Here is a 24,003-nt window from a genome sequence, read left to right on the forward strand (position 1 = left end):
CTCCTAAACTAATAATTTTACAACTTTAAATCCAAATTCATCCCTTTTCCCTAGGCCTATAAACTTAGAATTATCTATATAAACTCTAAATAATTTATTAAAGTCAATTTTATCGATTATATAAGGATTATTGATTTTAACTCCATTAAGCAGCAAATTTTCATGTTTACAGGAGAATATAAGTTTATCATAGGATTCCAATGCTACATCTATAGGAGTAAGCAAGCTTTCTAAATTTTCAGAGGTTAATTCCTCTAAAGCATGGGAATTAACTTTTTTAAACTGTCCAGTTTGAATTCTCTCTAGATTCCACATGGTACCGCCTACCCCAAGCTTATCACCTATATCATTACATAAACTACGTATATAGGTTCCTTTAGAGCAGGTAACCTTAAACCTAATCAAGGGTAAATTTATATCTAAAATATTAAGATCATAAATACTTATAGGCCTTTTTTCACGTTCTACAACCATACCTTTTCTAGCAAGCTCATACAGCCTTTTACCATTAATTTTTATAGCCGAATACATTGGAGGCTCTTGCATAGTGTTACCTATAAAAGTATTTATTACATCTATTATTTCATCATTTGATAAATTAACTTCATTTTTTTTAAGTATAGTTCCTTCTCTATCATAGGTGTCAGTTTTAATTCCAAGCATTAGGTCTGCTACATACATCTTATTCTCAGACATAATATAATCAACTATTTTAGTTGCACGTCCAATACAAATTGGCAGCACGCCAGCTGCAAGAGGGTCTAAAGTCCCAGTATGACCAACTTTTTTCGTTTTAGCTAATTTCATAACTTTTTTAACAACATCAAAAGAAGTTACACCTAAGGGTTTATATACATTTATTATTCCATCCATTATACCAACTCATTTTCAACAGCATTTAATATAATTTTTTCAACCTCAGTTATATTTTTATCTATGGATAAGCCCGAAGCACGAGTATGTCCACCACCACCGAAGGCTTCAGCTATTTTTCTAACATCAACAATTGACTTTGATCTTAAACTAATTTTTACTCCTTCAGACATTTCCTTTAATAATATAGCTACTTCAACTGTATCTATTTCCATACCTATTGAAATAATATCTGAAGTATCAGAAGCTTTATTTGAAAAATCATTTAGTAAATCACTCGTAAGTTTCATAACACAAATTTTATCTTTATGTGTAAGGTACATGGAATTAATTACGCTGCCATATAGCTTAACTCTTTCATATTTCTTGTTTTCAAAAATTAATCTATGAACTTCACTAAAGTTAATACCGGTTTTAATTAATTCTCCAATGATATTGTGGGTTTCAGTAGTTGTATTAGAATATTTAAAACCACCAGTATCAGTTACTATGGAAGTATAAAGACATAAGCTTATATTTTCATCTATTTTTACCTTAAGTTCTTTAAGTATATTATAAACTATTTCACCTACTGCAGAGGCACGTGTGTTAACAAAATTTATGTCACCGTATAGTTCATTTGTTATATGATGATCCACGTTTATTAGATAGTAGTTTTTAGGGAATTCACTTAAGTTAACAGAAATCCTGTCATAGCTTCCACAATCTAAAATTATTATACAATCAGTACCATCTTTAATAGTGCTGGAGGCATTAATAATACTTTTAATACAAGGTAAATAGCCATATACTTCTGGTACTTTATCATCGCATAGGATATAAACCTCTTTATTAAGTTTCATTAAGCCTTGCATTAGTCCAAGAGAGCTCCCGATGGAATCACCATCGGGAGAGGCATGAAAGGATATACCTATTTTTTTGCTTTCAAGTATGGATTTAATAACCTTATTTATTATCATGAGAAGATTTCTCCTTTATACTTTCAAGCAGGGCATCTATATGCATGCCATGTTCTATTGTATTGTCAAGTTCTATAATAACTTCAGGTGTATGCCTTAGATTAACTCTTTGCCCAATTTCTTTTCTCATGAAACCAGTTGAGCTTTTTAAGGCAGTAAGTGTATCTTTTTTCTCATCTTCCTTGCCGAAAATACTTACAAATACTTTAGCATATCTTAAATCTTTTGTTACATCAACTTTTGTTACACTAACCATAGCAGTTAATCTAGGATCCTTAATGTCATCTCGAATAATATTACTAAGTTCTCTTTTAATTTCTTCATTAATTCTACCACTTCTATATTTAGCCATAAAACCATCTCCTACTTAATTATAATTGCTTTGGTTTTATTTCTTCCATTGTGTAGCACTCAATTATGTCTCCATCTTTTAGATCATTATACTTTTCAACACTTAAACCACACTCATAACCTTGGTTAACCTCTTTTGCATCGTCTTTAAATCGCTTTAAAGATGCCAAAGCAGATTCGAAAATTACAATTCCATCTCTAATTACACGTACACTGCTGTTTCTTACAATTTTACCATCTAGTACATAGCAGCCAGCAATAGTGCCTATATTTGAAATTTTATATGTCATTCTAACTTCTGCCTTACCCAAAATTAATTCTTTATATTCAGGGTCTAACATTCCTATCATTGCTTTTTTAATATCTTCAATAGCATCGTAGATAACTCTATAAGTTTTAATTTCAACCTTTTCTTTTTCAGCAAGATTAGCAGCATTTGTATCTGGTCTTACATTAAATCCAATAACTATGGCATTAGAAGCAGTAGCTAAGATAATATCAGATTCAGTAATTGCACCTACATCACCATGAATTAATCTTACCTTTACATTGTCTGTTGATAATTTTTCAAAGGATTGCTTGATAGCTTCTACAGAACCTTGAACATCTGCTTTTACTATTATATCAAGCTCTTTAACCTTTCCTTCTTGAATCTGGCTGTAAAGGTCTTCCAAGGAAACCTTATTTGAAGATTGCAAATGCTCAGCCCTTTGCTTTTGAAGTCTTTTTTCTGCCATAGCCCTTGCTGTTTTCTCATCCTTAGTTACATTAAACTTATCACCTGCAGCTGGAACTTCTGATAAACCTAGAATTTCAGCTGGTATAGATGGACCTGCAGATTTTATCTTTTTTCCTTTATCGTCAAACATAGCCCTAATCCTGCCGTAAGTATTACCTACAAGTATTGAATCTCCTACATGTAAAGTTCCGTTTTGAACCAGAAGTGTTGCTACGGCACCTCTACCTTTATCCAGCTTAGCTTCTACTACTGTTCCTTTTGCATTTCTATTTGGGTTACCAACAAGTTCAAGGATCTCAGCTTGTAAAAGTATCATTTCAAGTAAACTATCTATACCTTCTTTAGTATGAGCTGATACTGGTACACATATTGTATCACCGCCCCAGTCTTCAGCAACTAAGCCGTATTCAGTAAGTTCTTGCTTAACTCTATCTATATTTGCACCTGGTCTATCCATTTTGTTAATAGCTACAATCATTGGTACATTAGCTGCTTTGCAGTGGTTTATAGCTTCTTTTGTCTGAGGCATAACTCCGTCATCAGCAGCAACAACTAATACAACAATGTCCGTAATCTGAGCGCCACGAGCTCTCATTGCTGTAAAGGCTTCATGTCCAGGAGTATCTAGAAAAGTAATCTTTTCTTCATTAATAGTTACAGTGTAGGCACCTATGTGCTGAGTAATACCACCAGCTTCTGTTTCTGTTACTCTTGCCTTTCTTATAGCATCTAGTAAGGAAGTTTTACCATGGTCTACGTGACCCATAACTGTAACTATTGGCGGTCTTTTTACAGCATCTAAATCTTCTTCTATGTCTTCCTCTGCTTCAACTTTAACTAACTCTACTTCTTTTTTTATTATTGAAATATTAAACTTTTCGGCAACTTTTTCAGCTGTATTGAAATCTATCTCTTGATTAATAGCTGCCATTACACCACAAAATATAAGCTGCTTAATTACCTCAGTTGTAGGTTTATTAAATTTTTCAGCTAATTCTTTAACTGTAATAGTTTCGCCTATTTCAATTATTTCATCTGCTTCTTCTGCGCCTATTTCTTTTTCATCTTGGTCTTTAGACTTCTTTTTATTTTTCTTAACCTTAATCTTCTCTTCTGCAAGGTCTTCATATTTTTCAATTATATCTTCTTCAGTGTCTAAAGCGCCATCCTTAACTGATGATGCCTTCTTATTCTCTGCAAACAATTCCTTAATTAATTCAGCATCTTCATCTTCAATTACACTCATGTGATTTTTTACTGTTATATTAAATTCTTCAAAAAGTAAGGTTATTAAATCCTTACTGGAAATATCTAATTCTTTTGCCAATTCATAAACTCTTATTTTTGACATATATTCACCCCCAGGTTTAAATTGTACTTTGCTCTTTTAACTGAAGTATAAGATTATCACTCATATTTTTATTTGTTACTCCTAGTATATTAATTTCATCTCTTCCAACTGCATTACCTAATTCTTTACTATTATATGCCTCCACATAAGGTAGAGAACAATTGGTACAATGCCTTATAAATTTTTCTTTAGTATTACTCGAACAGTTCTCTGAAATAATTATAAGGAATAATTTATTACTTTTAATTATTTCCTCGCATTTATTATAGCCTTCAACTAAATTGCCAGATTTCTTAACGATGCCTAAAAATTGAAGAAATTTATCCCTCATAAGCTATTTCTTCCTTTAAATTATTATAAATTTCTTCGCTAATTTTAATTTCTAGATTTTTCTCTAATCTCTTGGACTTAAAAGCCTTATTTAAACATTCCTCATTCTTACATATATAGGCACCACGACCTGGCTTTTTACCGGTTAAATCTATAGATACCTCATTATCTTTATTTTTAACCACTCGAATAAGTTCTTTTTTAGGCTTCATTTCCATACAACCAGTGCACATTCTTTGAGGTATTTTTTTTACCTTCATAAAATCACCTACTCTTCTTGAGCTTGCAATTCAAGGGCTTGTGTTTTACTCTTTATGTCTATTTTCCATCCAGTTAATTTAGCAGCTAATCTAACATTTTGCCCCTCTTTACCAATTGCTAAAGATAATTGACTATCATCAACTATAACACGAGCAGATTTACTTGATTCATCAATGGAAATATCAATAACTTTTGCAGGGCTTAAGGCATTAGAAATATAAACTTCTGGGAGTTTGTTCCACTTGATAATGTCTATTTTTTCATTTTTTAGTTCATTTACTATATTTTGAACTCTAACTCCCTTAGGGCCTACACAAGCTCCCATAGCATCAACGGCTTCATCATTTGAGTTAACAGCTATTTTAGTTCTAAAACCAGCCTCTCTAGCAATACTCTTTATTTCAACGGTACCATTATATATTTCAGGTACTTCTAATTCAAAAAGTCTTTTGACAAGTCCCGGATGAGTTCTAGATACAACTACTTGTGCGCCTTTAGTAGTATTTTTAACTTCAACAATATATAATTTTAACTTATCATTAAAATTATAGTCTTCACCAGGCATTTGCTCATTAGGCCCTATTACAGCTTCTATTTTACCTAAATCTACAAAGACATTGCCTTTATCTTTTCTTATTACTGATCCTGTTATAATATCATATTCTTTGGTAATGAATTCATTGTATATGATATTTCTTTCAGCCTCTTTAATCCTCTGAACTACTACTTGCTTTGCTGCTTGTGCAGCAACTCTGCCAAATTTTTTAGGAGTTACTTCAATATCAACCATGTCATCTAATTGATATTTAGGATTAATAGCTTTTGCATCACTTAGTGAAATTTCTTCTATTTCATTTTCAACATTTTCTACTACTTTTTTTTGAGAGTAAACATGAATTTCGCCATTTTCCCTATTCATAGTAACTTTTACACTTTGTGTTGCATTTGTTACATAGTTCTTTTTGTAAGCTGCAACCAATGCATCTTCAATAGTTTCAAAAAGTAGGTCTTCACTAATTCCCTTTTCTTTTACAATTTCTTTAAGCGCTTCAATGAATTCTTCATTCATGACTTAAACCTCCTTACATATCCCCTTTTAAACTGATAGTTTTAATTTTATTTTTAGGTATATTAAAATTTTCATTTTCAGAGGTAATAATCACCTCTTGAGAATTATAATCCTTTAAGGTTCCCTCATAGATTTTTTTACCATCGAGTAATTTTAACAATTTTATTTGAACTTCACTACCTATGTATTTGGATAGATGGGAGTCAGTATATAAAATTCTTTCTATACCAGGAGAAGAAACCTCCAAATAATAGGGTTCATTTATAGGCTCTTCAGTATCTAACATATCACTAACAGGTCTGCTTACCTTTTCGCAGTCATCTAATGAAATTCCATTAGGACTATCAATATAGATTCTAAGATAATTTTCTCCTGATTCCTTTACATATTCAATATGATAAAGTTCTAAGTTTTTATCCATGACTATTGGAGTGATAAGTTTAATAAGTTTTTCTATTAAAGCATCATTATTCATGTTATTCCCTCCTTTATACCAATAAGTTAGCACAGCGTTTAATATAAAAGTCCTAAAATTAAACGCAACATAAGTTGCGTTTAAAAAGAAAAAGCGGGTTTTATGACCCACTCTTACGACGTAATTAACTGTGAAATAAACATAACAAAACTAACAAGCTTATATTAGCACAATTTATTAAAAAATTCAAGAAAAATTTGCTTTTTCTACTAAAATAGAGCTAATTAATTTGGTTTACTGTCTAAATTTATAAATGTCCATTTTTATAAGTTTTATACATATTTAATTAAAGATTTTCTATTTCTTTAATTAGTTCTTCTACTAAAGCTTCTTCTTTTACCTTTTTAATAATGGTACCATGCTTAAATATTAAACCTTCGCCATTACCACCTGCAATTCCAATATCTGCTTCTCTTGCTTCTCCTGGACCATTTACAGCACAACCCATAACTGCAACTTTTACATGTTTATTCAGATATTGTAATTTTTCTTCTACTTCTTCAGCTATTTTAACTAAATCAATCTGAGTTCTGCCGCAGGTAGGGCAGGATATGAATTCTACACCGTTTTTGTTGTAACCAGTTGCTTTTAATATTTCTTTACCTACTTTAATTTCTTCAATGGGATCACCCGTAAGAGATACTCTAATTGTATCTCCTATGCCTTCGCTTAATAGACTGCCAATACCAATGCTTGATTTTATTGTACCTCTCCAAATTGTACCAGCTTCAGTGACTCCTATATGTAAAGGATAATTAACCTTGCTAGAAACTAATCTGTAGCTTTCAATCATCTGGATTACGTTTGAAGATTTTATGGATATGACTATATCATTAAAGCTAAGTTTTTCTAATATATCTACATGCCTTAAGGCACTTTCTACCAAAGCTTCAGGACAGACCTTACCGTACGTCTTTAAAAGATCTTTTTCAACGGATCCAGAGTTAACGCCTATTCTTATGGGTATCCCCTTAGCTTTTGCCGCTTCTGCAACTGCTTTTACTCTTTCAATGTTGCCAATATTTCCTGGATTAATTCTTAAGGCTGATACTCCATTATTTATTGAATTCAAAGCCAGCTTATAATCAAAATGAATATCAGCTACAAGTGGAATATGGATTTGTTTAACTATTTTATAAAGTGCATCAGAAGCTTCCATATCTGGTACTGCACATCTTATTATTTCACAGCCAGCTTCCTCAAGCCCTAAAATTTGAGAAACCGTAGCTTCAACATTTCTTGTATCAGTATTAGTCATAGACTGTACAGTCACAGGTGAATCACCACCTATATATATATCACCAATTTTAAATTTTCTTGTATTTTTTCTAATCATTTTTCTCACCCGCATTCTTTATTCTGTAAGTAGCAAATATTCATGTTGCGCCACATGTATTCTTTTTTATGCTTGATAATATTAATTATAACGTCATCGCATTTCTTTTAGCTGTAAGTGCTTACACTATCAAGTACTAAAGTTTAATAGGATAAAATATATCTTTCATAAACACAAGCAGCATAAGTGCCATAAGAACTGCAAAGCCTATATAATTTACAATACCTATTTTATTATCATCTATTTTCTTACGTGTAATAATTTCAAATAACAATATGAAAATCCAGCCTCCGTCTAGTGCAGGAAATGGTATTATATTAAAAATTGCAAGCTGAACACTTAAAAGAGCAGCAAAGCCCATAAGAGGAATAATTCCTGCTTCTGCAGCTTTTGTAGAAACCTTTAAAATAGTTATAGGGCCACCTATATCGTTAGCTGAAGCCTTACCTGTAACTAAAGTTTTAAGTACACCAAAGGTTTGTTTAATTATGGTACCTGTTTGGGTAATACCATAAGTTAAAGATTTACCTATTCCTGGATTTTTTAAAACTTTAGGATAAATTCCAACTATATATCTGTTTTCTGTCTTATCCATAGCAGGAACCACATTTATTTCTTTTGTAGTACCATTTCTATCTATCAGAATGCTTAAATTTGCTCCGTTAGCCAAATATACCTCAGTAGAGAAATCGTCCCAAGTACTTATTTTTTTATTGTTTATACTAATAATTTTATCACCTTGCATAAACCCAGCGGTATAAGCTGGCTTATCCTGCTCTACCTTATCAACTACCGGTACAGCAAAACCGCTTATTGAACCTATTATTGAAAAAAGAACTATTGCAAAGATAAAATTCATTATTGGACCAGCGGCTATTATACTAAGTCTTCTTCCTGCTGATTTACTTGAAAAAGATCTATCATCATTAACTTTTTCCTCTTCCCCAAGCATTTTTACATATCCGCCTATAGGAAATGCTTTAACTAAATATTCAGTTTCCTTACCCTTTACTCCAAAAAGCCTTGGGCCCATGCCAAGAGAAAATTCTTCAACCTTCACTCCATTTAGTTTTGCCAAAGTAAAATGGCCAAGTTCATGAACTATTACTAGCATGCTAAAAGCTAAAACTGCGCCCAGAATATAAATAATAATCATAAAAATCCTCCTTAATCCCCGTATGTTTCTAAAATAAAGCTTTTTACTTTTTTATCAATTTCAAGAATATCTTCTATTTTAAAATTATTAACGTAAGTAAACTTATTCATACATTCTTCTATAATATCTCCTATATTTAGAAATGTTATTTTTTCCTTTAAGAATAAATTCACACAAGCTTCATTAGCCGCATTTAAAATAGCAGGCATTGTACCTCCTGTTTTACCAGCTTCATAAGCTAGTCTTAAACACTTAAAGGTATCAGTATCAGGTTTTTGAAAAGTCAGACTGCTAAGGTTGTAAAAGTCCAGCTTTTCAACTACCCCAATTTTTCTTACTGGGTAATTAAGAGCATATTGTATAGGAAGTTTCATATCTGTCGGTCCTAGCTGTGCTAATACACTTCCATCAATATATTCTACCATAGAATGTATAATACTTTGCGGATGTACTACAACCTGTATATTTTCATAGGATGCATTAAACAGCCAATGTGCTTCAATTACTTCCAAACCTTTATTCATTAGTGTTGCAGAATCAATAGTTATTTTGCTGCCCATTTTCCATTTAGGGTGATTTAATGCTTCCTTTAGAGATACATTTTGTAATTCTTTTAAGGTCTTTCCTCTAAAGGGGCCACCGGAAGCAGTTAGAATAATTTTAGAAACTTCCTTATCATTACTGCCACTCAGACATTGAAAGATAGCGCCATGTTCTGAATCAACAGGCAGTAATAAGACATTATTTTTTTTTGCTGCTTCTGTTACAAGTGATCCACCAACAACTAATGTTTCTTTATTAGCTAGGGCAATATGTTTTCCTGCATTAATAGCCTTTAAAGTAGGAATTAGGCCAACCATACCTACAACTGAAGTTACAACTATATGAGCTTCAGGAAGAGTAGCAATTTTATTAAGACCATCCATTCCAAAGGTTACTTCAATATCTAAATTGTTTGTCCTGCAGTAGTCTTTTACTTTACTAAAGGCTATTTCTTCCGTCATTGCTACAAATTTTGGATTAAATTCATTAATTATATTTATAACTTTATCATAGCTTTTATGTGCAGAAATTCCTAAAAGTTGAAAATCATTTCTGTTTTGTCTTAAAATATCAATTGTTTGTAAACCTATAGAGCCAGTTGCACCTAATATACTGATATATTTCAAATTATTATCCTCCTTAAATATATTATGAAAATATAAAATATATTAATATTGGACTATCTTATTTTAATTTTCATAAATATTGCTGTCTTTATTAATTAGCTAATATAACTATTATATTATAAAACAAATTAAGCAGCTATAATATGTTATTATTATACTGCTTAATTTGTTTTATATAAACTATTTACTAAAGTTTAATTATAAGATCAATGTAATAATATACAACAAGAGCGGCAAAAAGAATACTGTCAAATCTATCTAAAATACCGCCATGTCCAGGTATTAGGTTGCTGTAATCTTTAACATTAACTAACCTTTTAATAGATGAAGCTGTCAAATCCCCAAATTGGCAGAAAACTCCGCAGAGAGCGCCAATTAAAATATAATGATAAAGAGGGATGCTTACTCCAAAGTGAGTAAAGACAATCCCTAGTATACCACAGGCTATAGTGCTTCCAAGCAAACCACCTAAAGATCCTTCAATAGTTTTATTTGGACTTACCTTTGGGCACAGCTTATTTTTTCCAAAGGCTCTACCTACATAATAAGCTGTTGTATCACAAAGCCAGGAAGAAATGAAAACAAGCCATATAAGATAGTTTCCCTGACTTTTATAATTTATTAATACTAAGAAACTAAAAAATACTGCTATATAAACAAAGCCGAATAGTGTACATGAAACATCTATAAAATTGTATTTTGTATTTAAAACTGGAATACACAGCATTATAAAAAGAGCAGCTATAATAATTAAAAGAATTAAATGAAAATTGGTGTTATGATTTAAAAATATGTAATATAAAATACATGAAGTATAGGCAATAGATTTTAATGCATTAATATTTTTATTCTTAATAACATTAAAAAATTCATACATTCCAATTAGTGATACTAGCAAAGTGAAGTACTTTAAATAAACCCCACCAATAAAAATAAAAATAACTAAGGGTGACAATGTTAAAGCCCCTAAATACCGTTTATTCATAAATGCACTCCTTATTTAACTCCACCGTATCTTCTATCTCTTTGCTGATAATCGTATATCGCTTGGTGGAGATTCTCAACTTTAAAATCAGGCCATTTTATATCAGAAATCCAAAACTCTGAATATGCTGCTTGCCAGAGTAAAAAATTACTTAGTCTAAATTCACCGCTTGGTCTTATAATAATGTCTGGATCAGGCATTCCGGCAGTATACAAATATTTTGAAATAAGTTGTTCAGATATTTGGTCTTCATTAAGTTTTCCAAATTTAATGTCTTTATATATTTTTTTAAAAGCTGTTGTAATATCATCTCTACCACCGTAGTTTAAAGCTAGATTTAAAACAAGACCCTTATTATTTTTAGTATTAGAATAGGCCTTATCTAATTCTTTTTGGCAGACTTCAGGTAATTTTGATATATCACCTATTGAGTTAATAACTACATTATTTGAGTTAAGTTCTTCAAATTCTTTTCTTAAATATTCAACCAAAAGCTTCATTAAAGTGTTTACTTCTTCAATAGGTCTAACCCAATTCTCAGTAGAAAAAGCATATAATGTTAAATATTTCACTCCTAAATTGTTACATTCCTTAACTATATCACGGATTGTTTCAATTGCAGCTTTATGCCCCAATGTCCTGGGCAGATTTCGTTCTTTAGCCCATCTGCCATTGCCATCCATAATAATACCTATGTGTTTAGGAATCCTACTCATATCAAGGTTATGAGTTACATGAGTATTATTCTTTTTATTGGATTTTAAAAACCTGAGCATCATAATTACTTCCTTCTCTATCAATGTTAAGTCATATAATATATATTTAGATCGCGAAATTAAATTCAGTTATAAATATTATGATCTATCATATATTTACTAATATTCCTATTTTAAAATATTAGTTTAGAAATAAAACCTGCAATTGTGCAGGTTTTATTTGTATAAACTAAACTGACATAATTTCTGTTTCTTTTACTTCAATTATTCTATCTATTTCTTTAATAAATGCATCCGTTTTCTTTTGAATATCTTCTTCAGCCTTTTTCAAATCATCTTCAGGGATCTCATTATTTTTCTTTAAAGCCTTAACCTTATCATTGCTGTCTCTTCTTATTGATCTAACTGCAACTTTAGCTTCTTCTCCTGTTTTCTTTACGTTCTTAACAAGATTTTTTCTAGTTTCCTCAGTTAATTCTGCAATAATCAATCTAATTACAGTGCCATCATTTGAAGGAGTAAGTCCTAAATCTGATTTTAGAATAGCTTTCTCAATTGCCTTTAAAGTGCTTTTTTCCCAAGGTTGGATTAGGATCACCCTTGGTTCTGGGGCTGAAATATTTGCAACTTGATTTATTGGCATCATACTTCCGTAGTACTCAACTTCAATTCTGTCTAAAATTTGCGGATTTGCCCTTCCTGCCTTCATAGAAGCAAGCTCTTTTTTTAGTACTGTAATTGTTTTATTCATTTTATCTTCGGCAGCATTAATTATGTCCTTAATCATAGAAATACCTCCTTATATTATTTTGATACGATCGTACCAATTTTTTCTCCAAGCACTGCTCTTTTAATATTTCCTGGCTTATCAAGTCCAAAAACTATTATAGGTATATTGTTATCCATACAAAGGGATGTTGCAGTAGAATCCATAACTTGTAAACCACGTTCTAAAACTTCAATATATGTAAGCGCATCATATTTCACTGCACTCTGATATTTATATGGGTCTTTATCATAGACACCATCAACTTTCTTTGCTAATAAAATAGCATCGGCTTCAATTTCTGCAGCTCTAAGTGCAGCAGTAGTATCAGTAGAAAAGTATGGGTTACCTGTTCCGGCTGCAAAAATTACAACTCTGCCTTTTTCAAGGTGCCTCATAGCTCTCCTTCTAATGAAAGGCTCAGCAATTTCTCGCATTTCAATGGCAGTTTGAACTCTTGTATTTACTCCGATATTCTCTAAGGAGTCCTGTAAAGCTAATGCGTTAATGCAGGTAGCCAGCATTCCCATGTAGTCAGCCGTAGTTCTATCCATTCCAGCTCCGCTCCGACCGCGCCATATATTTCCACCACCAACTACAGCACCAATCTCGATTCCTAAATCTGCTAGCTCTTTAATTTCTTCTGCTATCCTTTTCGCTACATTAAAGTCTATCCCAAATCTATCTTGACCTGAAAGTGCTTCGCCAGAAAGCTTTAGTATTATTCTTTTATACTTTGCGGTTTCCATATAATTATACCTCCAATTTAGTAGAAATTACATAGTTTTATAATAATTTCTAATTTATAAGATTATTTTAAAAAAAGAGAACACAAGGTGTTCCCTTTTTTTATATTAGCCCTGTTGCATTTGTTTACGTACTTCTTCAGCAAAGTCTTCTACTTTCTTTTCAATTCCTTCGCCTTTTTCAAATCTTACAAATCTAGTAACAGTGATTGGAGCACCAATTTCCTTAGATTTTTCTTGTAAGTATTTTGTTATTGTATAATCTGAATTTCTAATCCAAACTTGCTCAATTAGGCAATTTTCTTTATAGTATTTTTGAATTCTGCCTTGAACCATTTTTTCAGCAATATTTTCAGGCTTTCCTTCGTTCATAGCTTGAACTTTGTATATTTCTTTTTCTTTTTCTAAAGTATCAGCATCTACTTGCTCTTTATTTAAGAATAATGGGTTCGCAGCTGCTACTTGCATTGCAATATCCTTAGCAACATTTAATACAACATCACTATCTTTTTCACATGCTACTTCAACTAAAACGCCTATTCTTCCGCCGCCATGAATATAGCTGTGAACTAAGCCTTTATCTATTGAAAATCTAGTAAATCTTCTAACAGCCATATTTTCGCCAAGTTTAGCTATTAAAGCTGTTACAGCATCTTTAATTGTAATATTATTATCAGCTATATATTTTTCTTCTACTAATTCTTCTACAGTTTTAGCATTAGTTGTTGATACTTGCTTAGCTATATTCTTGCTTAAGTTAGCAAACTCTTCGTTAGCTGAAACGAAGTCAGTCTCACAATTTATTTCAACAATGGCACCTGATTTATTACCTTCAGCTAAATAAGTCTCAACTAAACCTTCAGATGCAACTCTACCAGCTTTTTTAGCGGCAGCAGCTAATCCTCTTTCTCTAAGATTCTCTATTGCTTTTTCCATATCTCCATTAGTTTCAGTCAACGCTTTTTTGCATTCCATCATTCCAGCGCCAGTTCTCTCTCTAAGTTCTTTTACTGCTTGTGCGGTAATCATTCTCAATTCCTCCTATAAAACGTTAATTTAAAAGGTAAATGAAAAATAATTCACCTACCTTTTTATTCTTAGTAAATTAGCATTATTCAGCTAATTGTTCACCTTGTCTTCCTTCAATTATTGCATCGCAGATTTTAGCAGTTATTAATTTTACTGCTCTGATAGCATCGTCATTACCAGGAATAACATAATCTACTTCATCTGGATCACAGTTTGTATCAACTATTGCAACTACAGGTATACCAAGAATTTTAGCTTCAGAAATAGCATTTTTCTCTTTTCTTGGATCAACTACAAATAATGCGCCAATATTTTGTCCGTCCATATTTCTTATTCCACCAAGATTTTTCTCAAGCTTTTCTCTTTCATTCTTTAATTTTATAACTTCTTTCTTAGGAAGAACTTCAAATGTTCCGTCTTCTTCCATTTTATCTAATTCTTCAAGTCTTCTAATTCTTGCTTTAATAGTTCTGAAGTTAGTAAGCATACCACCTAACCATCTATTATTAACAAAATGCATTCCGCTTCTAACTGCTTCCTCTTGAATTGCTTCTTGAGCTTGCTTCTTAGTTCCTACAAAAAGAACATCTTTTCCTTCTTCAGATACGCTTTTTACAAAATCATATGCATCTTCAATTTTTCTTACAGTTTTTTGTAAGTCGATAATATAAATACCGTTTCTTTCTGTAAATATATATGGAGCCATCTTAGGGTTCCATCTTCTTGTTTGATGTCCAAAATGAACACCAGCTTCTAATAATTGTTTCATTGAAATAACTGACATAAATTTTTCCTCCTTGTTTTTTACCTCCACTATCTTCATATTTATAAATAGCCACTCAAGGAACCTATTATAAATTAGATAATGTGTGTATTTATTCCTAAAGTAGTATATCATATGTTTTATCCATATTCAACTAGAAAATAAAATATATTTAAAATGGCATCCGTAAGAGTAATAACTTATATTTAAATAAGTCATTACTCTTATGGATGCCATTAATATTATTTTATCTTTTTTAATTCATCGATTAATTTATCATTTAATATCTTAATATGTGTACCCTTCATACCTAAGGATCTTGATTCAATAACGCCAGCACTTTCAAATTTTCTAAGAGCATTTACTATTACAGATCTAGTTATACCAACTTTATCTGCTATTTTAGATGCAACTAAAAGTCCTTCATCACCCTCAAGTTCATTAAATATATGCTCTACAGCTTCAAGCTCAGAATATGAAAGAGTGCCAATAGCAAGCTGCACTACAGCTTTTTTTCTAGCTTCTTCTTCAATTTCCTCATTCTTTGATCTAAGTATTTCAATACCAATTATTGTAGAACTATATTCAGAAATAACTAGATCCTCCTCAGTAAATTCATTGTCAAATCTAGCTAGAAGCAAGGTTCCTAATCTTTCTCTATTTCCGTTTATAGGAACTATAGTGCTTAGTTTATTCTCAACATTACAATTTTTTTCTTCCTCGAAAACGCAAAGACCTTCATTTGGCAAATTAGCCATGGTTTCATGAACGTTTAATAATTTACTGTTATAATCTTCTGGAAATCTCATTTCATTGATAATTTTATTCTTTACTATATCACATTCAAAATCAGAAGATAAATTATAACCTAATATTTTGCCTTTTCTACTTATTATATACACATTGCATGCTAATACTTCGCTGAGTAAATTGCATATATCATCAAAGACTACAGGCTCGGTACCTGACTTTTGCAATATTTTGTTTAACATACGTGTTTTACTTAACAATGATGACATTTATTTTCCTCCTTACTTTCTTAATAAAACCAATTAGTGCTCTTTACTCTTACACACAATTGAAACCGTTAACATGGGTTAATTCTATTTTAAGATTTTTTTAAAAATTTAGAATTGTTTTATTAAATTTCTCATATATAATAACATATAAAAAAATATATTTCAACAAAATTTTTAAAATATTCGACATTTTATTTTATTATTAACTCATATCACCTTTAATTTCCTTATGTTTACATTCAGGATTTATACATTCATAAATTATACCCTTTGTTTTGGAATATTTTTTAACCATATTTCCGTTGCAGGAAGGACATTTCTCACTTACAGGCTCGAACCAGCTTACAAAATCGCAATTTGGGTAGTTGCTGCAGCCAAAAAACTTTTTTCCTTTTTTACTTTTCTTAACTAAGATATCCCCGCCGCATTTTGGACATTTAACATCAAGTTTTTCAACAATTGGTTTAGTGTTTTTACATTCTGGATAACCCGGACATGCAAGGAAATCTCCAAAGCGCCCATGTTTTATAACCATGAATCTTCCGCACTTATCGCATTTTACATCACTGACTTTATCTTCAATTGTAATTTTAGAAATCTCTTTTTCTGCAATCTCAATTGACTTTTTTATGGGGGTAAAAAAGCTATCAACTATCTTATTCCACTGTTCTTTTCCTTCTGCAACATTATCTAACTTATCTTCAATTTCTGCTGTAAACTCCACATCAACAATTTCCTTAAAGTAATCACTGACAATAGTATTTACAATGATGCCTAATTCTGTTGGAAATAAAGTTTTCTTTTCTCTATCAACATATTTTCTATCAAGTAAAACTGATATAATAGGTGAATAAGTACTTGGACGACCTATACCGTTATCCTCTAAGGTTTTTACTATTGTAGCTTCTGAAAACCTAGCTGGCGGCTGAGTAAAGTGCTGTTTTCCTTCAATAACTTTATCTTTCATTTCTAAAACTTCACCTTCAGTTAAGTCTGGTATATTAATGGAACCTTCTTCCTCTTCTGATAGGTATTCATATAATTTCATAAATCCATCAAATTTAACACTTGAACCATTGGCTCTAAATTCATAAATACCATTACTTATTTCCACAGTAAGTGTATTTAATATGCTAGATGCCATTTGACTTGCCATAAATCTATTCCAAATTAATGCATATAGTTTATATTGCTCATCTTTTAAGCTGTCTTTTACTAGAGTTGGAGCTAGTTCAATATGAGAAGGTCTTATAGCTTCATGAGCATCTTGTATATTCTTTTTGCTTCTATATATTCTTGGCGAGTTAGGTAAATAATTTTCACCATAGGAATCTAGTATAAATTCTTTGGCAGATGCTTGTGCTTCCTCTGAAATTCTAACTGAGTCAGTTCTCATATAGGTAATTAAACCAAGGGTCCCGTGACCTTTTATATCTACTCCTTCATAAAGCTGCTGAGCAACGGACATGGTTCTTTTAGTTGAAAAATTAAGTTTTTTATAGGCGTCCTGCTGCAGTGTACTTGTTGTGAATGGAGGAAGAGGATTCTTGTTTTTTTGAGACCTTTTAATCTTATTTGTAATAAATTCTCCTTTTTCCAATTCACTTATTATGCTAACGCATTCTTCTTTAGTGCTTATTTCCACTTTTTTATTGTCTCTAGATACAAGCTTTACGAGAAAGTTTTTCTTATTGTTCTTTTTATGCAAATCACATTCTATAGACCAATATTCCTTAGGGATAAATTCATTAATTTCAGCTTCTCTGTCACAAATCAACCTTAATGCAACGGATTGTACTCTACCAGCACTTAGCCCCCATTTAACTTTTTTCCATAGTATAGGACTTATTTCATAGCCTACTAACCTATCTAAAATCCTTCTAGCCTGCTGAGCGTCTACAACATTAGGATTTATCGCCCTTGGTGACTTAAGTGCATTTTTTACGGCTCCCTTTGTTATCTCATTAAATTCAATTCTGCATTTTTCCTTTTCGTCTATATTTAAGACTTTAGCTAAATGCCAGGATATAGCTTCACCTTCCCTATCTGGGTCTGTTGCTAGAAAAACTTTGTCGCTTTTTTTAGCTGCTTTTTTTAATTTATCTAATAGTTCTCCCTTTCCACGAATTGTAATGTACTTAGGAGTATAATCATTGTCAACATCCACTCCTAACTGACTTTTTGGTAGGTCTCTAACATGACCCATAGATGCTTCTACAATATAATTTTTCCCTAAATACTTCTCAATAGTTTTAGCCTTTGCAGGTGACTCAACAATAACTAATCTTTGACCCATATAATTACCTGATATAAATTTTGTAAGAAATTTCATATCAGGATCTTCACCCCCTAAAAATTATGATTACCATGAATTTATCATTATTAAATGACTTTATTATTTCTAACATAATAGTTTCCAGCTAAGCACAATATTTCATCCTTTAGCTGCAATTCAAATAATACCTCATATAAATGTTTAATGTCAACCTTAGTGATTTTAATTATGTCATCAAAATGTATGGGAGAATCGCTAATTACCTTATATATCTTTTTTTCAATATTACTTAATTCTTCCTGCTTTTGTATTATATTACTAGAATAACATAAGTTCAATAGATCAAAAACATCTTCTATACATGTTAAAGGAAAAGCTCCATCCTTAATAAGTTTATTACAGCCTTTACTTTGCTCTGAAAAGATGGAGCCCGGCACTGCCATTACGTCGATTCCAACATCTAAAGCAAGTCTAGCTGTTATAAGAGATCCACTTTTAAGTCCAGCCTCTATTACTATTACTATATCACTTAGCTCACTAATTATTCTGTTTCTTATTGGAAAATTAAGAGCTAAAGGAGGTGTTCCAGGTGGAAATTCTGAAATTACACAGCCATTATGAACAATACTTCCATATAAAGCCACATTTTCAGAAGGATAAATAATATCTAGTCCACTACCTAATATTGCACAGGTATAACCATGATTTTCTAGAGAATATTTGTGTGCTGTTGTATCGATGCCCTTTGCCATTCCACTTATAATATTTATATTATTTTTTGAGAGCTCAGAACTTAATATTTCAGCCACCTTTAATCCATAATAAGTACATTTTCTAGAACCTACCATAGAAATATTATTCTTAAGCTTTATTTTACTTATATCACCTTTATAATAAAGTACACTTGGTGCATCCTCGTATACTTTTAACTTCTCCGGATATAAGTTGTCAAAATAATTTATTACCTTAATATCATATCTATAAATTATATCTAATACCTTATTTATGGCTTTATCATCATAGTAGCTAAGAAGCTTCTTTTGAAGGACTTTATCCTTAAATTTATTTTCATAGCATATTTCGTATAAATATTTTAAATCCTTATATTCCTTTAAAATATTTAATTTTTGTTTATAGTTTAAATTTATCATTGAAAACCAGATGCAATATTTTATCATCTTATTCTAGTAATATATAAATATTAATTTATATATAATCCTTTCTATAAGTATCTTTCATAAGTCAAATAATGTTCTCTTCTAAAAATTTTCTATAGTTTATTGCTTCTACAACATCAGTATATTTAATGGCTTTATTTCCATTTAAGTCGCTTATAGTTCTTGAGATTTTTAATATCCGGCTGTAGGCACGATTACTTAAATGATATTTATTATATATTTTCTCAAGTAGAATAGAGCTGTCCTTATCCAATTTACAATGCGCAGATATTTGTTTCATATTCATTTGAGCATTACAATTAATTTTAGAATTTATAAACCTTTCTTTCTGAATTTTTCTTGCAGCATCAACTCTATTTTTAATGGCGATAGAGGATTCAGCCTTGTTTTTTGCAGTTATTTCCTTATAATTCAGTGAATTGACATAAACAAAAATGTCTATTCTATCCAGAAGAGGTCCGGATAATTTAGAAATATAACGTTTTCTTTCATAGTCAGAACAATTACATATCTTTGAAGCACTGCGATAATAGCCACAGGGACATGGATTCAAGGATCCCACAAGCATAAAACTTGCTGGATATACAACACTTCCATTTGCCCTTGAAATTTTAATAGATCTATCTTCTAAAGGCTGTCTTAAAACCTCTAAAACTCCTTTTTTAAACTCAAGTATTTCATCTAAAAATAACACTCCATTATGAGCTAGTGAAATTTCACCAGGTGTTAAGTTGTTACCTCCACCCACTAAGGAAATATTAGAACTAGTATGATGAGGGCTTCTAAAAGGCCTGTTTCTTACTAAGCCTTCTTCTTTTAAATTTCCAGAAACACTGTAAATTTTTGTTACCTCTAATGCTTCCTCATAACTTAGACTAGGAAGTATTGAGGGTATTCTGTAAGCAAGCATACTTTTGCCTGAACCAGGAGGCCCCCAGAGAATTAGGTTATGCCCCCCAGCTGCTGCAATTTCAATTGCCCTTTTACAGCTTTCCTGCCCTATTACATCTTTAAAATCATATTCAAAATTATTATTATCCCTTTCGCCTACACTTTCAAAATAAGGCAGCATGTCTTTATACTCTAGAAAGTTTACAATTTGTCTTAGAGTATCGAAGGTATAAATATTACACTGCTGTACTATGGCACATTCCTTTGCATTACCTGAGGGAACAATAAAGTTTCTAATATTATTTTCACTTCCTTCTAAAATAATAGGAAGAGCACCTTTAACCTTCTTAATGTCACCTGAGAGTGAAAGTTCTCCTATAAAGAGATAAGTTTCATTACTGCATATATTTACTTGCCCTGTAGCCATTAAAATTCCAATTGCTATTGGTAAGTCGAATTGTGAACCGTCTTTTCTAATATCTGCTGGAGCTAAATTTACTGTAATTCTATTGATTGGAAATTCATAACCAGAATTTATAATTGCAGCTCTTACTCTTTCTTTTGATTCCTTAACTGATACATCCGCAAGTCCAACTATATTTAAGCTCGGAAGACCTTTTGCAATATCAATTTCAACAGTTACCATAATTCCACTTATTCCGCTAAATGCTGCTGTAATAACCTTAATTGCCATATGTTAACCTCCCATAAGAATTTTATATATAAATTTTACTTTCTATGTTTCTCTAAAAATAAAGTATTGACAATAATAATAAATATATAACTCATAAATAATTTTTTTGAAATTCATATCTTTTATATATGATTAAATTAAAATATAAAGTACATAATTTAGAGTGAGAATAGAGTGAGTAAGAATATTAAGGAGAACTTTATGCATGAGTGCAACAGGAAAATAGGCACCTTAGGAGAGTTATTAGCTGAAAAGTATATTAAGAAACAAGGATATATAATAATAGAAAAAAATTTCAGCTGTAAAATAGGAGAAATAGATATTATAGGAAAGGACAAGGAACATATAGCTTTTATTGAAGTAAAATCTAGATATAATACTGATTATGGAAGGCCTGCAGAAGCAGTAAATTATAATAAAAAGCGAAAGCTGTATAAGGCTGCAGAATTTTACATAATGAAAAATAAGCTATATAATTTTTCCTTTAGGTTTGATGTTATAGAAATTTTATTAAAATTAGATAGTAATACCTATGAACTTAGACTTATAAAGGATGCTTTTCAAATTTAATAGTTTATTTTTAACTGGGCGATTAAATTACTTATAGAAAAAATCATAAAAAATAGTAGTTCCAACTGCAAGTGGATAGCTACTATTTCTTAGTTAACTATTTGTTTATTATTAATTTCCCCAAAAAGCACTTTCTATGTATTTCACAGGGACCATAGATTTTTAAGGCTTCAATATGTTCTTTTGTACCATATCCCATATTTTCCTCAAAGCCATAATTAGGATAAATTTTTGAATAATCTTTCATTAAATTATCCCTATAAACCTTAGCTATAATAGAGGCACAGGCAATACTTGCACTTTTTTCATCACCTTTTACAGCATAGTTATTTTTTATGTTGAAATTTTTAATAGGATACCCATCAGATAAAACTAGACTGGGCCTTTGATGAAGAGAGGCTACAGCCATCTTAAAAATTTCATTATTGCAAAAGGCTATTCCCTTAGAATCAATTGTGGTGTTCTCTAATTGTGAAATGCTATATGCTATTGCCTTATCTTTAATTATCTCACTAAGTTCTTCTCTAAGTCTACTAGTAAGTTTTTTTGAATCTTTTATTCCAAGAAGCAGATCCTTTTGGGTTTTGTAATTTAAATCTAAAATAACGGAAGCAGCCACTATGGGGCCTGCTAGAGGCCCTCTGCCGACTTCATCTACACCTGCTAGGTATCCAGAACTAATGTAGCTTTTATCAAAATCATACATTTTCTTTACCCTATCAATTTCCTTTATTCTAAGGCTTATAAAATTTTTGATTTTTAATGCTAAGCTTTGAACATTTTTTCTTGAATCTTTCTCTAAATTCGAAGCAATTTCGAGTAATACTGAGGTATCAGTTTTAAACTCAATACAGCTATTCTTAAAATTGTCTACTTCACTTTTAATTTCATTAAAGCTAAATTTAGAAAAATTACTTAAGGATTCATAAATTGTATTCTCCATTATTTCACCTTGTTAAGGCCTTTCCAATGAAATTTTACCTAATTTACCGCCTCTAAACTCATCAAGTAGTAAAACTGAAACTCTATTATAATCTATTGCCCCACCAGAGGATATTGCACCTCTTTTTCTCGCAATATTATTTAGGTTTTCAAGTGGGTCTTCTTCTAATGAGTTTAGCTTATATCTCTCCATAAGCCTTGCCGGATAAAGCTCTTGAAGTACAGAAACAAGCTTTAGAGCTAATTCTTCAATATCCATTATTTCGTCCTTTATTGCTCCAGTAAAAGCTAAGTTAAGAGCAACATTTTCGTCTTCGAATTTAGGCCATAGTATACCTGGAGTGTCCATAAGTTCTATTCCGATTTTTGTTTTAATCCATTGTCTGCTTTTAGTAACTCCTGGTCTATCTCCTGTTTTAGCTATATTGTTTTTAGCTAATCTATTAATAAAAGAAGACTTACCTACATTAGGAATTCCTACCACCATAACCCTAGTGGTTATATTAATTAAGCCCTTAGCCTTTAATCTATCATGTTTCTCTTTTAATATATTGTTGATTGTAGGTTTTATTAGATTAAGTCCCTCTCCAGTAATACTGTTCACCGAAATAACTGCTACATTGTCCTTTGAAAGCTTTTTTATCCATTCCTCAGTTATTTTTGCTTCACTTAAATCACTTTTATTAAGTAAAATAAGCCTAGGTTTATTTCCGCAAATTCCATCAATTTCTGGATTTGCACTGGAGGTAACAATTCTTGCATCTCTTATTTCTATTACTACATCTACTAGATTAATATTTTCTTTTAATTCTCTTCTTGTTTTGGCCATATGACCTGGAAACCAATTTATTGCCATAGTTAATTAAGCTTCAACTCCTTTATTATAATTAAGTATTTATCTTTAATTTTATAAATTCCTATAGAATGAAAAAAGGGCTTAAGAGCCCTTTTTATATTAATTCCTTAACTTTTGCTGCCTTACCAACTCTACTTCTTAAATAGAATAGTTTAGCTCTTCTAACTTTACCTTTTCTTACGATTTCAACCTTGTCTATTATAGGGGAGTTCATTGGGAAAGTTCTTTCAACGCCAATGCCTGAAGAAAGTCTTCTTACAGTGAAAGTCTCTCTAATTCCTCCATTTTGTTTCTTTAGAACAACACCTTCAAATACCTGAATTCTCTCTCTAGTACCTTCTTTTACTTTAACGTGTACTTTGATAGTATCACCAACGTTAAAGCTAGGTAAATCTGTTCTAATTTGTTCAGCTTCGATAGCTCTTATTATATCTAACATGTGCATTCCCTCCTACTATTTATTTGACGTTCGTGATCGTTATATGTATCAGAGGACCGCCCGTA

The 24,003-nt window shown here is 31.2% G+C and carries 25 protein-coding genes; 1 reads left to right on the forward strand and 24 read right to left on the reverse strand.

The window, feature by feature from the left end; all coding sequences use genetic code 11:
• Window positions 1-3: 3 nt before the first annotated feature.
• From truB to ACJDUG_RS08270, 21 genes are all read right to left on the reverse strand, one after another.
• Entirely contained in the window at window positions 4-873 is an 870-nt protein-coding gene (gene truB / locus ACJDUG_RS08170; RefSeq protein WP_406769407.1) for a tRNA pseudouridine(55) synthase TruB, read from the reverse strand.
• The gene (locus ACJDUG_RS08175; RefSeq protein ID WP_406769408.1) at window positions 873-1,832 is read right to left on the reverse strand and encodes a DHH family phosphoesterase; all 960 of its coding nucleotides are present in this window, start codon (window positions 1,830-1,832) and stop codon (window positions 873-875) included. Before ACJDUG_RS08175 ends, truB begins: the two co-directional genes overlap by 1 nt.
• Window positions 1,819-2,184, reverse strand: coding sequence for a 30S ribosome-binding factor RbfA (gene rbfA / locus ACJDUG_RS08180; protein ID WP_406769409.1), 366 nt, complete (start codon window positions 2,182-2,184; stop codon window positions 1,819-1,821). The genes ACJDUG_RS08175 and rbfA overlap by 14 nt, the downstream gene beginning before the upstream one ends.
• Window positions 2,185-2,203: 19 nt before the next feature.
• On the reverse strand, window positions 2,204-4,273 hold the full coding sequence (gene infB, locus ACJDUG_RS08185; protein ID WP_406769410.1) for a translation initiation factor IF-2: 2,070 nt from the start codon (window positions 4,271-4,273) through the stop codon (window positions 2,204-2,206).
• Window positions 4,274-4,289: 16 nt separating this feature from the next.
• Window positions 4,290-4,604 (reverse strand): ribosomal L7Ae/L30e/S12e/Gadd45 family protein, encoded by a 315-nt coding sequence (locus tag ACJDUG_RS08190; RefSeq protein WP_406769411.1) that lies wholly within the window; start codon window positions 4,602-4,604, stop codon window positions 4,290-4,292.
• A complete protein-coding gene (gene rnpM, locus ACJDUG_RS08195) occupies window positions 4,594-4,863 on the reverse strand; it encodes an RNase P modulator RnpM (protein WP_406769412.1) in 270 nt (89 codons plus the stop codon). The genes ACJDUG_RS08190 and rnpM overlap by 11 nt, the downstream gene beginning before the upstream one ends.
• Before the next feature lie 8 nt (window positions 4,864-4,871).
• Entirely contained in the window at window positions 4,872-5,933 is a 1,062-nt protein-coding gene (gene nusA, locus ACJDUG_RS08200) for a transcription termination factor NusA (RefSeq protein ID WP_406769413.1), read from the reverse strand.
• Window positions 5,934-5,946: 13 nt separating this feature from the next.
• Entirely contained in the window at window positions 5,947-6,408 is a 462-nt protein-coding gene (gene rimP, locus ACJDUG_RS08205; protein WP_406769414.1) for a ribosome maturation factor RimP, read from the reverse strand.
• A gap of 286 nt (window positions 6,409-6,694) precedes the next feature.
• On the reverse strand, window positions 6,695-7,744 hold the full coding sequence (ispG, locus tag ACJDUG_RS08210; RefSeq protein WP_406769415.1) for a flavodoxin-dependent (E)-4-hydroxy-3-methylbut-2-enyl-diphosphate synthase: 1,050 nt from the start codon (window positions 7,742-7,744) through the stop codon (window positions 6,695-6,697).
• Between the two features lie 136 nt (window positions 7,745-7,880).
• A complete protein-coding gene (gene rseP / locus ACJDUG_RS08215; RefSeq protein ID WP_406769416.1) occupies window positions 7,881-8,900 on the reverse strand; it encodes an RIP metalloprotease RseP in 1,020 nt (339 codons plus the stop codon).
• A gap of 11 nt (window positions 8,901-8,911) precedes the next feature.
• Window positions 8,912-10,069 carry a 1-deoxy-D-xylulose-5-phosphate reductoisomerase gene (locus ACJDUG_RS08220; protein ID WP_406769417.1) on the reverse strand — a complete coding sequence of 386 codons (1,158 nt, stop codon included), beginning with the start codon at window positions 10,067-10,069 and terminating at the stop codon, window positions 8,912-8,914.
• Window positions 10,070-10,256: 187 nt separating this feature from the next.
• Window positions 10,257-11,054 carry a phosphatidate cytidylyltransferase gene (locus ACJDUG_RS08225; protein WP_406769418.1) on the reverse strand — a complete coding sequence of 266 codons (798 nt, stop codon included), beginning with the start codon at window positions 11,052-11,054 and terminating at the stop codon, window positions 10,257-10,259.
• An 11-nt stretch (window positions 11,055-11,065) separates the two neighbouring features.
• Window positions 11,066-11,830: an isoprenyl transferase gene (locus ACJDUG_RS08230; RefSeq protein ID WP_406769604.1), complete on the reverse strand. Its 765-nt coding sequence runs from the start codon at window positions 11,828-11,830 to the stop codon at window positions 11,066-11,068.
• A gap of 169 nt (window positions 11,831-11,999) precedes the next feature.
• The gene (frr, locus tag ACJDUG_RS08235; RefSeq protein ID WP_406769419.1) at window positions 12,000-12,557 is read right to left on the reverse strand and encodes a ribosome recycling factor; all 558 of its coding nucleotides are present in this window, start codon (window positions 12,555-12,557) and stop codon (window positions 12,000-12,002) included.
• Window positions 12,558-12,574: 17 nt separating this feature from the next.
• A complete protein-coding gene (gene pyrH / locus ACJDUG_RS08240) occupies window positions 12,575-13,285 on the reverse strand; it encodes a UMP kinase (protein ID WP_406769420.1) in 711 nt (236 codons plus the stop codon).
• Window positions 13,286-13,390: 105 nt separating this feature from the next.
• Window positions 13,391-14,311 carry a translation elongation factor Ts gene (tsf, locus tag ACJDUG_RS08245; RefSeq protein WP_406769421.1) on the reverse strand — a complete coding sequence of 307 codons (921 nt, stop codon included), beginning with the start codon at window positions 14,309-14,311 and terminating at the stop codon, window positions 13,391-13,393.
• An 82-nt stretch (window positions 14,312-14,393) separates the two neighbouring features.
• Window positions 14,394-15,095 carry a 30S ribosomal protein S2 gene (gene rpsB, locus ACJDUG_RS08250; protein WP_406769422.1) on the reverse strand — a complete coding sequence of 234 codons (702 nt, stop codon included), beginning with the start codon at window positions 15,093-15,095 and terminating at the stop codon, window positions 14,394-14,396.
• 221 nt (window positions 15,096-15,316) lie between these two features.
• Window positions 15,317-16,093 carry a GTP-sensing pleiotropic transcriptional regulator CodY gene (gene codY / locus ACJDUG_RS08255; RefSeq protein ID WP_406769423.1) on the reverse strand — a complete coding sequence of 259 codons (777 nt, stop codon included), beginning with the start codon at window positions 16,091-16,093 and terminating at the stop codon, window positions 15,317-15,319.
• 202 nt (window positions 16,094-16,295) lie between these two features.
• A complete protein-coding gene (topA, locus tag ACJDUG_RS08260) occupies window positions 16,296-18,389 on the reverse strand; it encodes a type I DNA topoisomerase (RefSeq protein WP_406769605.1) in 2,094 nt (697 codons plus the stop codon).
• Window positions 18,390-18,475: 86 nt separating this feature from the next.
• Window positions 18,476-19,519, reverse strand: coding sequence for a DNA-processing protein DprA (gene dprA, locus ACJDUG_RS08265; protein ID WP_406769424.1), 1,044 nt, complete (start codon window positions 19,517-19,519; stop codon window positions 18,476-18,478).
• A gap of 91 nt (window positions 19,520-19,610) precedes the next feature.
• Window positions 19,611-21,131: a YifB family Mg chelatase-like AAA ATPase gene (locus ACJDUG_RS08270; RefSeq protein WP_406769425.1), complete on the reverse strand. Its 1,521-nt coding sequence runs from the start codon at window positions 21,129-21,131 to the stop codon at window positions 19,611-19,613.
• A 201-nt stretch (window positions 21,132-21,332) separates the two neighbouring features.
• On the opposite strand from ACJDUG_RS08270, the gene ACJDUG_RS08275 reads away from it, so the two are divergent.
• Window positions 21,333-21,701 (forward strand): YraN family protein, encoded by a 369-nt coding sequence (locus tag ACJDUG_RS08275; RefSeq protein WP_406769606.1) that lies wholly within the window; start codon window positions 21,333-21,335, stop codon window positions 21,699-21,701.
• A gap of 97 nt (window positions 21,702-21,798) precedes the next feature.
• Here ACJDUG_RS08275 and ACJDUG_RS08280 read toward each other — a convergent pair whose 3' ends face one another.
• The 3 genes from ACJDUG_RS08280 to rplS form a co-directional block, all read right to left on the reverse strand.
• Window positions 21,799-22,644 carry a ribonuclease HII gene (locus tag ACJDUG_RS08280; protein WP_406769426.1) on the reverse strand — a complete coding sequence of 282 codons (846 nt, stop codon included), beginning with the start codon at window positions 22,642-22,644 and terminating at the stop codon, window positions 21,799-21,801.
• A 12-nt stretch (window positions 22,645-22,656) separates the two neighbouring features.
• Window positions 22,657-23,499: a ribosome biogenesis GTPase YlqF gene (gene ylqF / locus ACJDUG_RS08285; protein ID WP_406769427.1), complete on the reverse strand. Its 843-nt coding sequence runs from the start codon at window positions 23,497-23,499 to the stop codon at window positions 22,657-22,659.
• Window positions 23,500-23,593: 94 nt separating this feature from the next.
• Window positions 23,594-23,938, reverse strand: coding sequence for a 50S ribosomal protein L19 (gene rplS, locus ACJDUG_RS08290; RefSeq protein WP_406769428.1), 345 nt, complete (start codon window positions 23,936-23,938; stop codon window positions 23,594-23,596).
• Window positions 23,939-24,003 lie beyond the last annotated feature (65 nt).

Source organism: Candidatus Clostridium stratigraminis, assembly GCF_045310675.1.
GTDB classification, from domain to species: Bacteria; Bacillota; Clostridia; order Clostridiales; family Clostridiaceae; genus Clostridium_AT; species Clostridium_AT stratigraminis.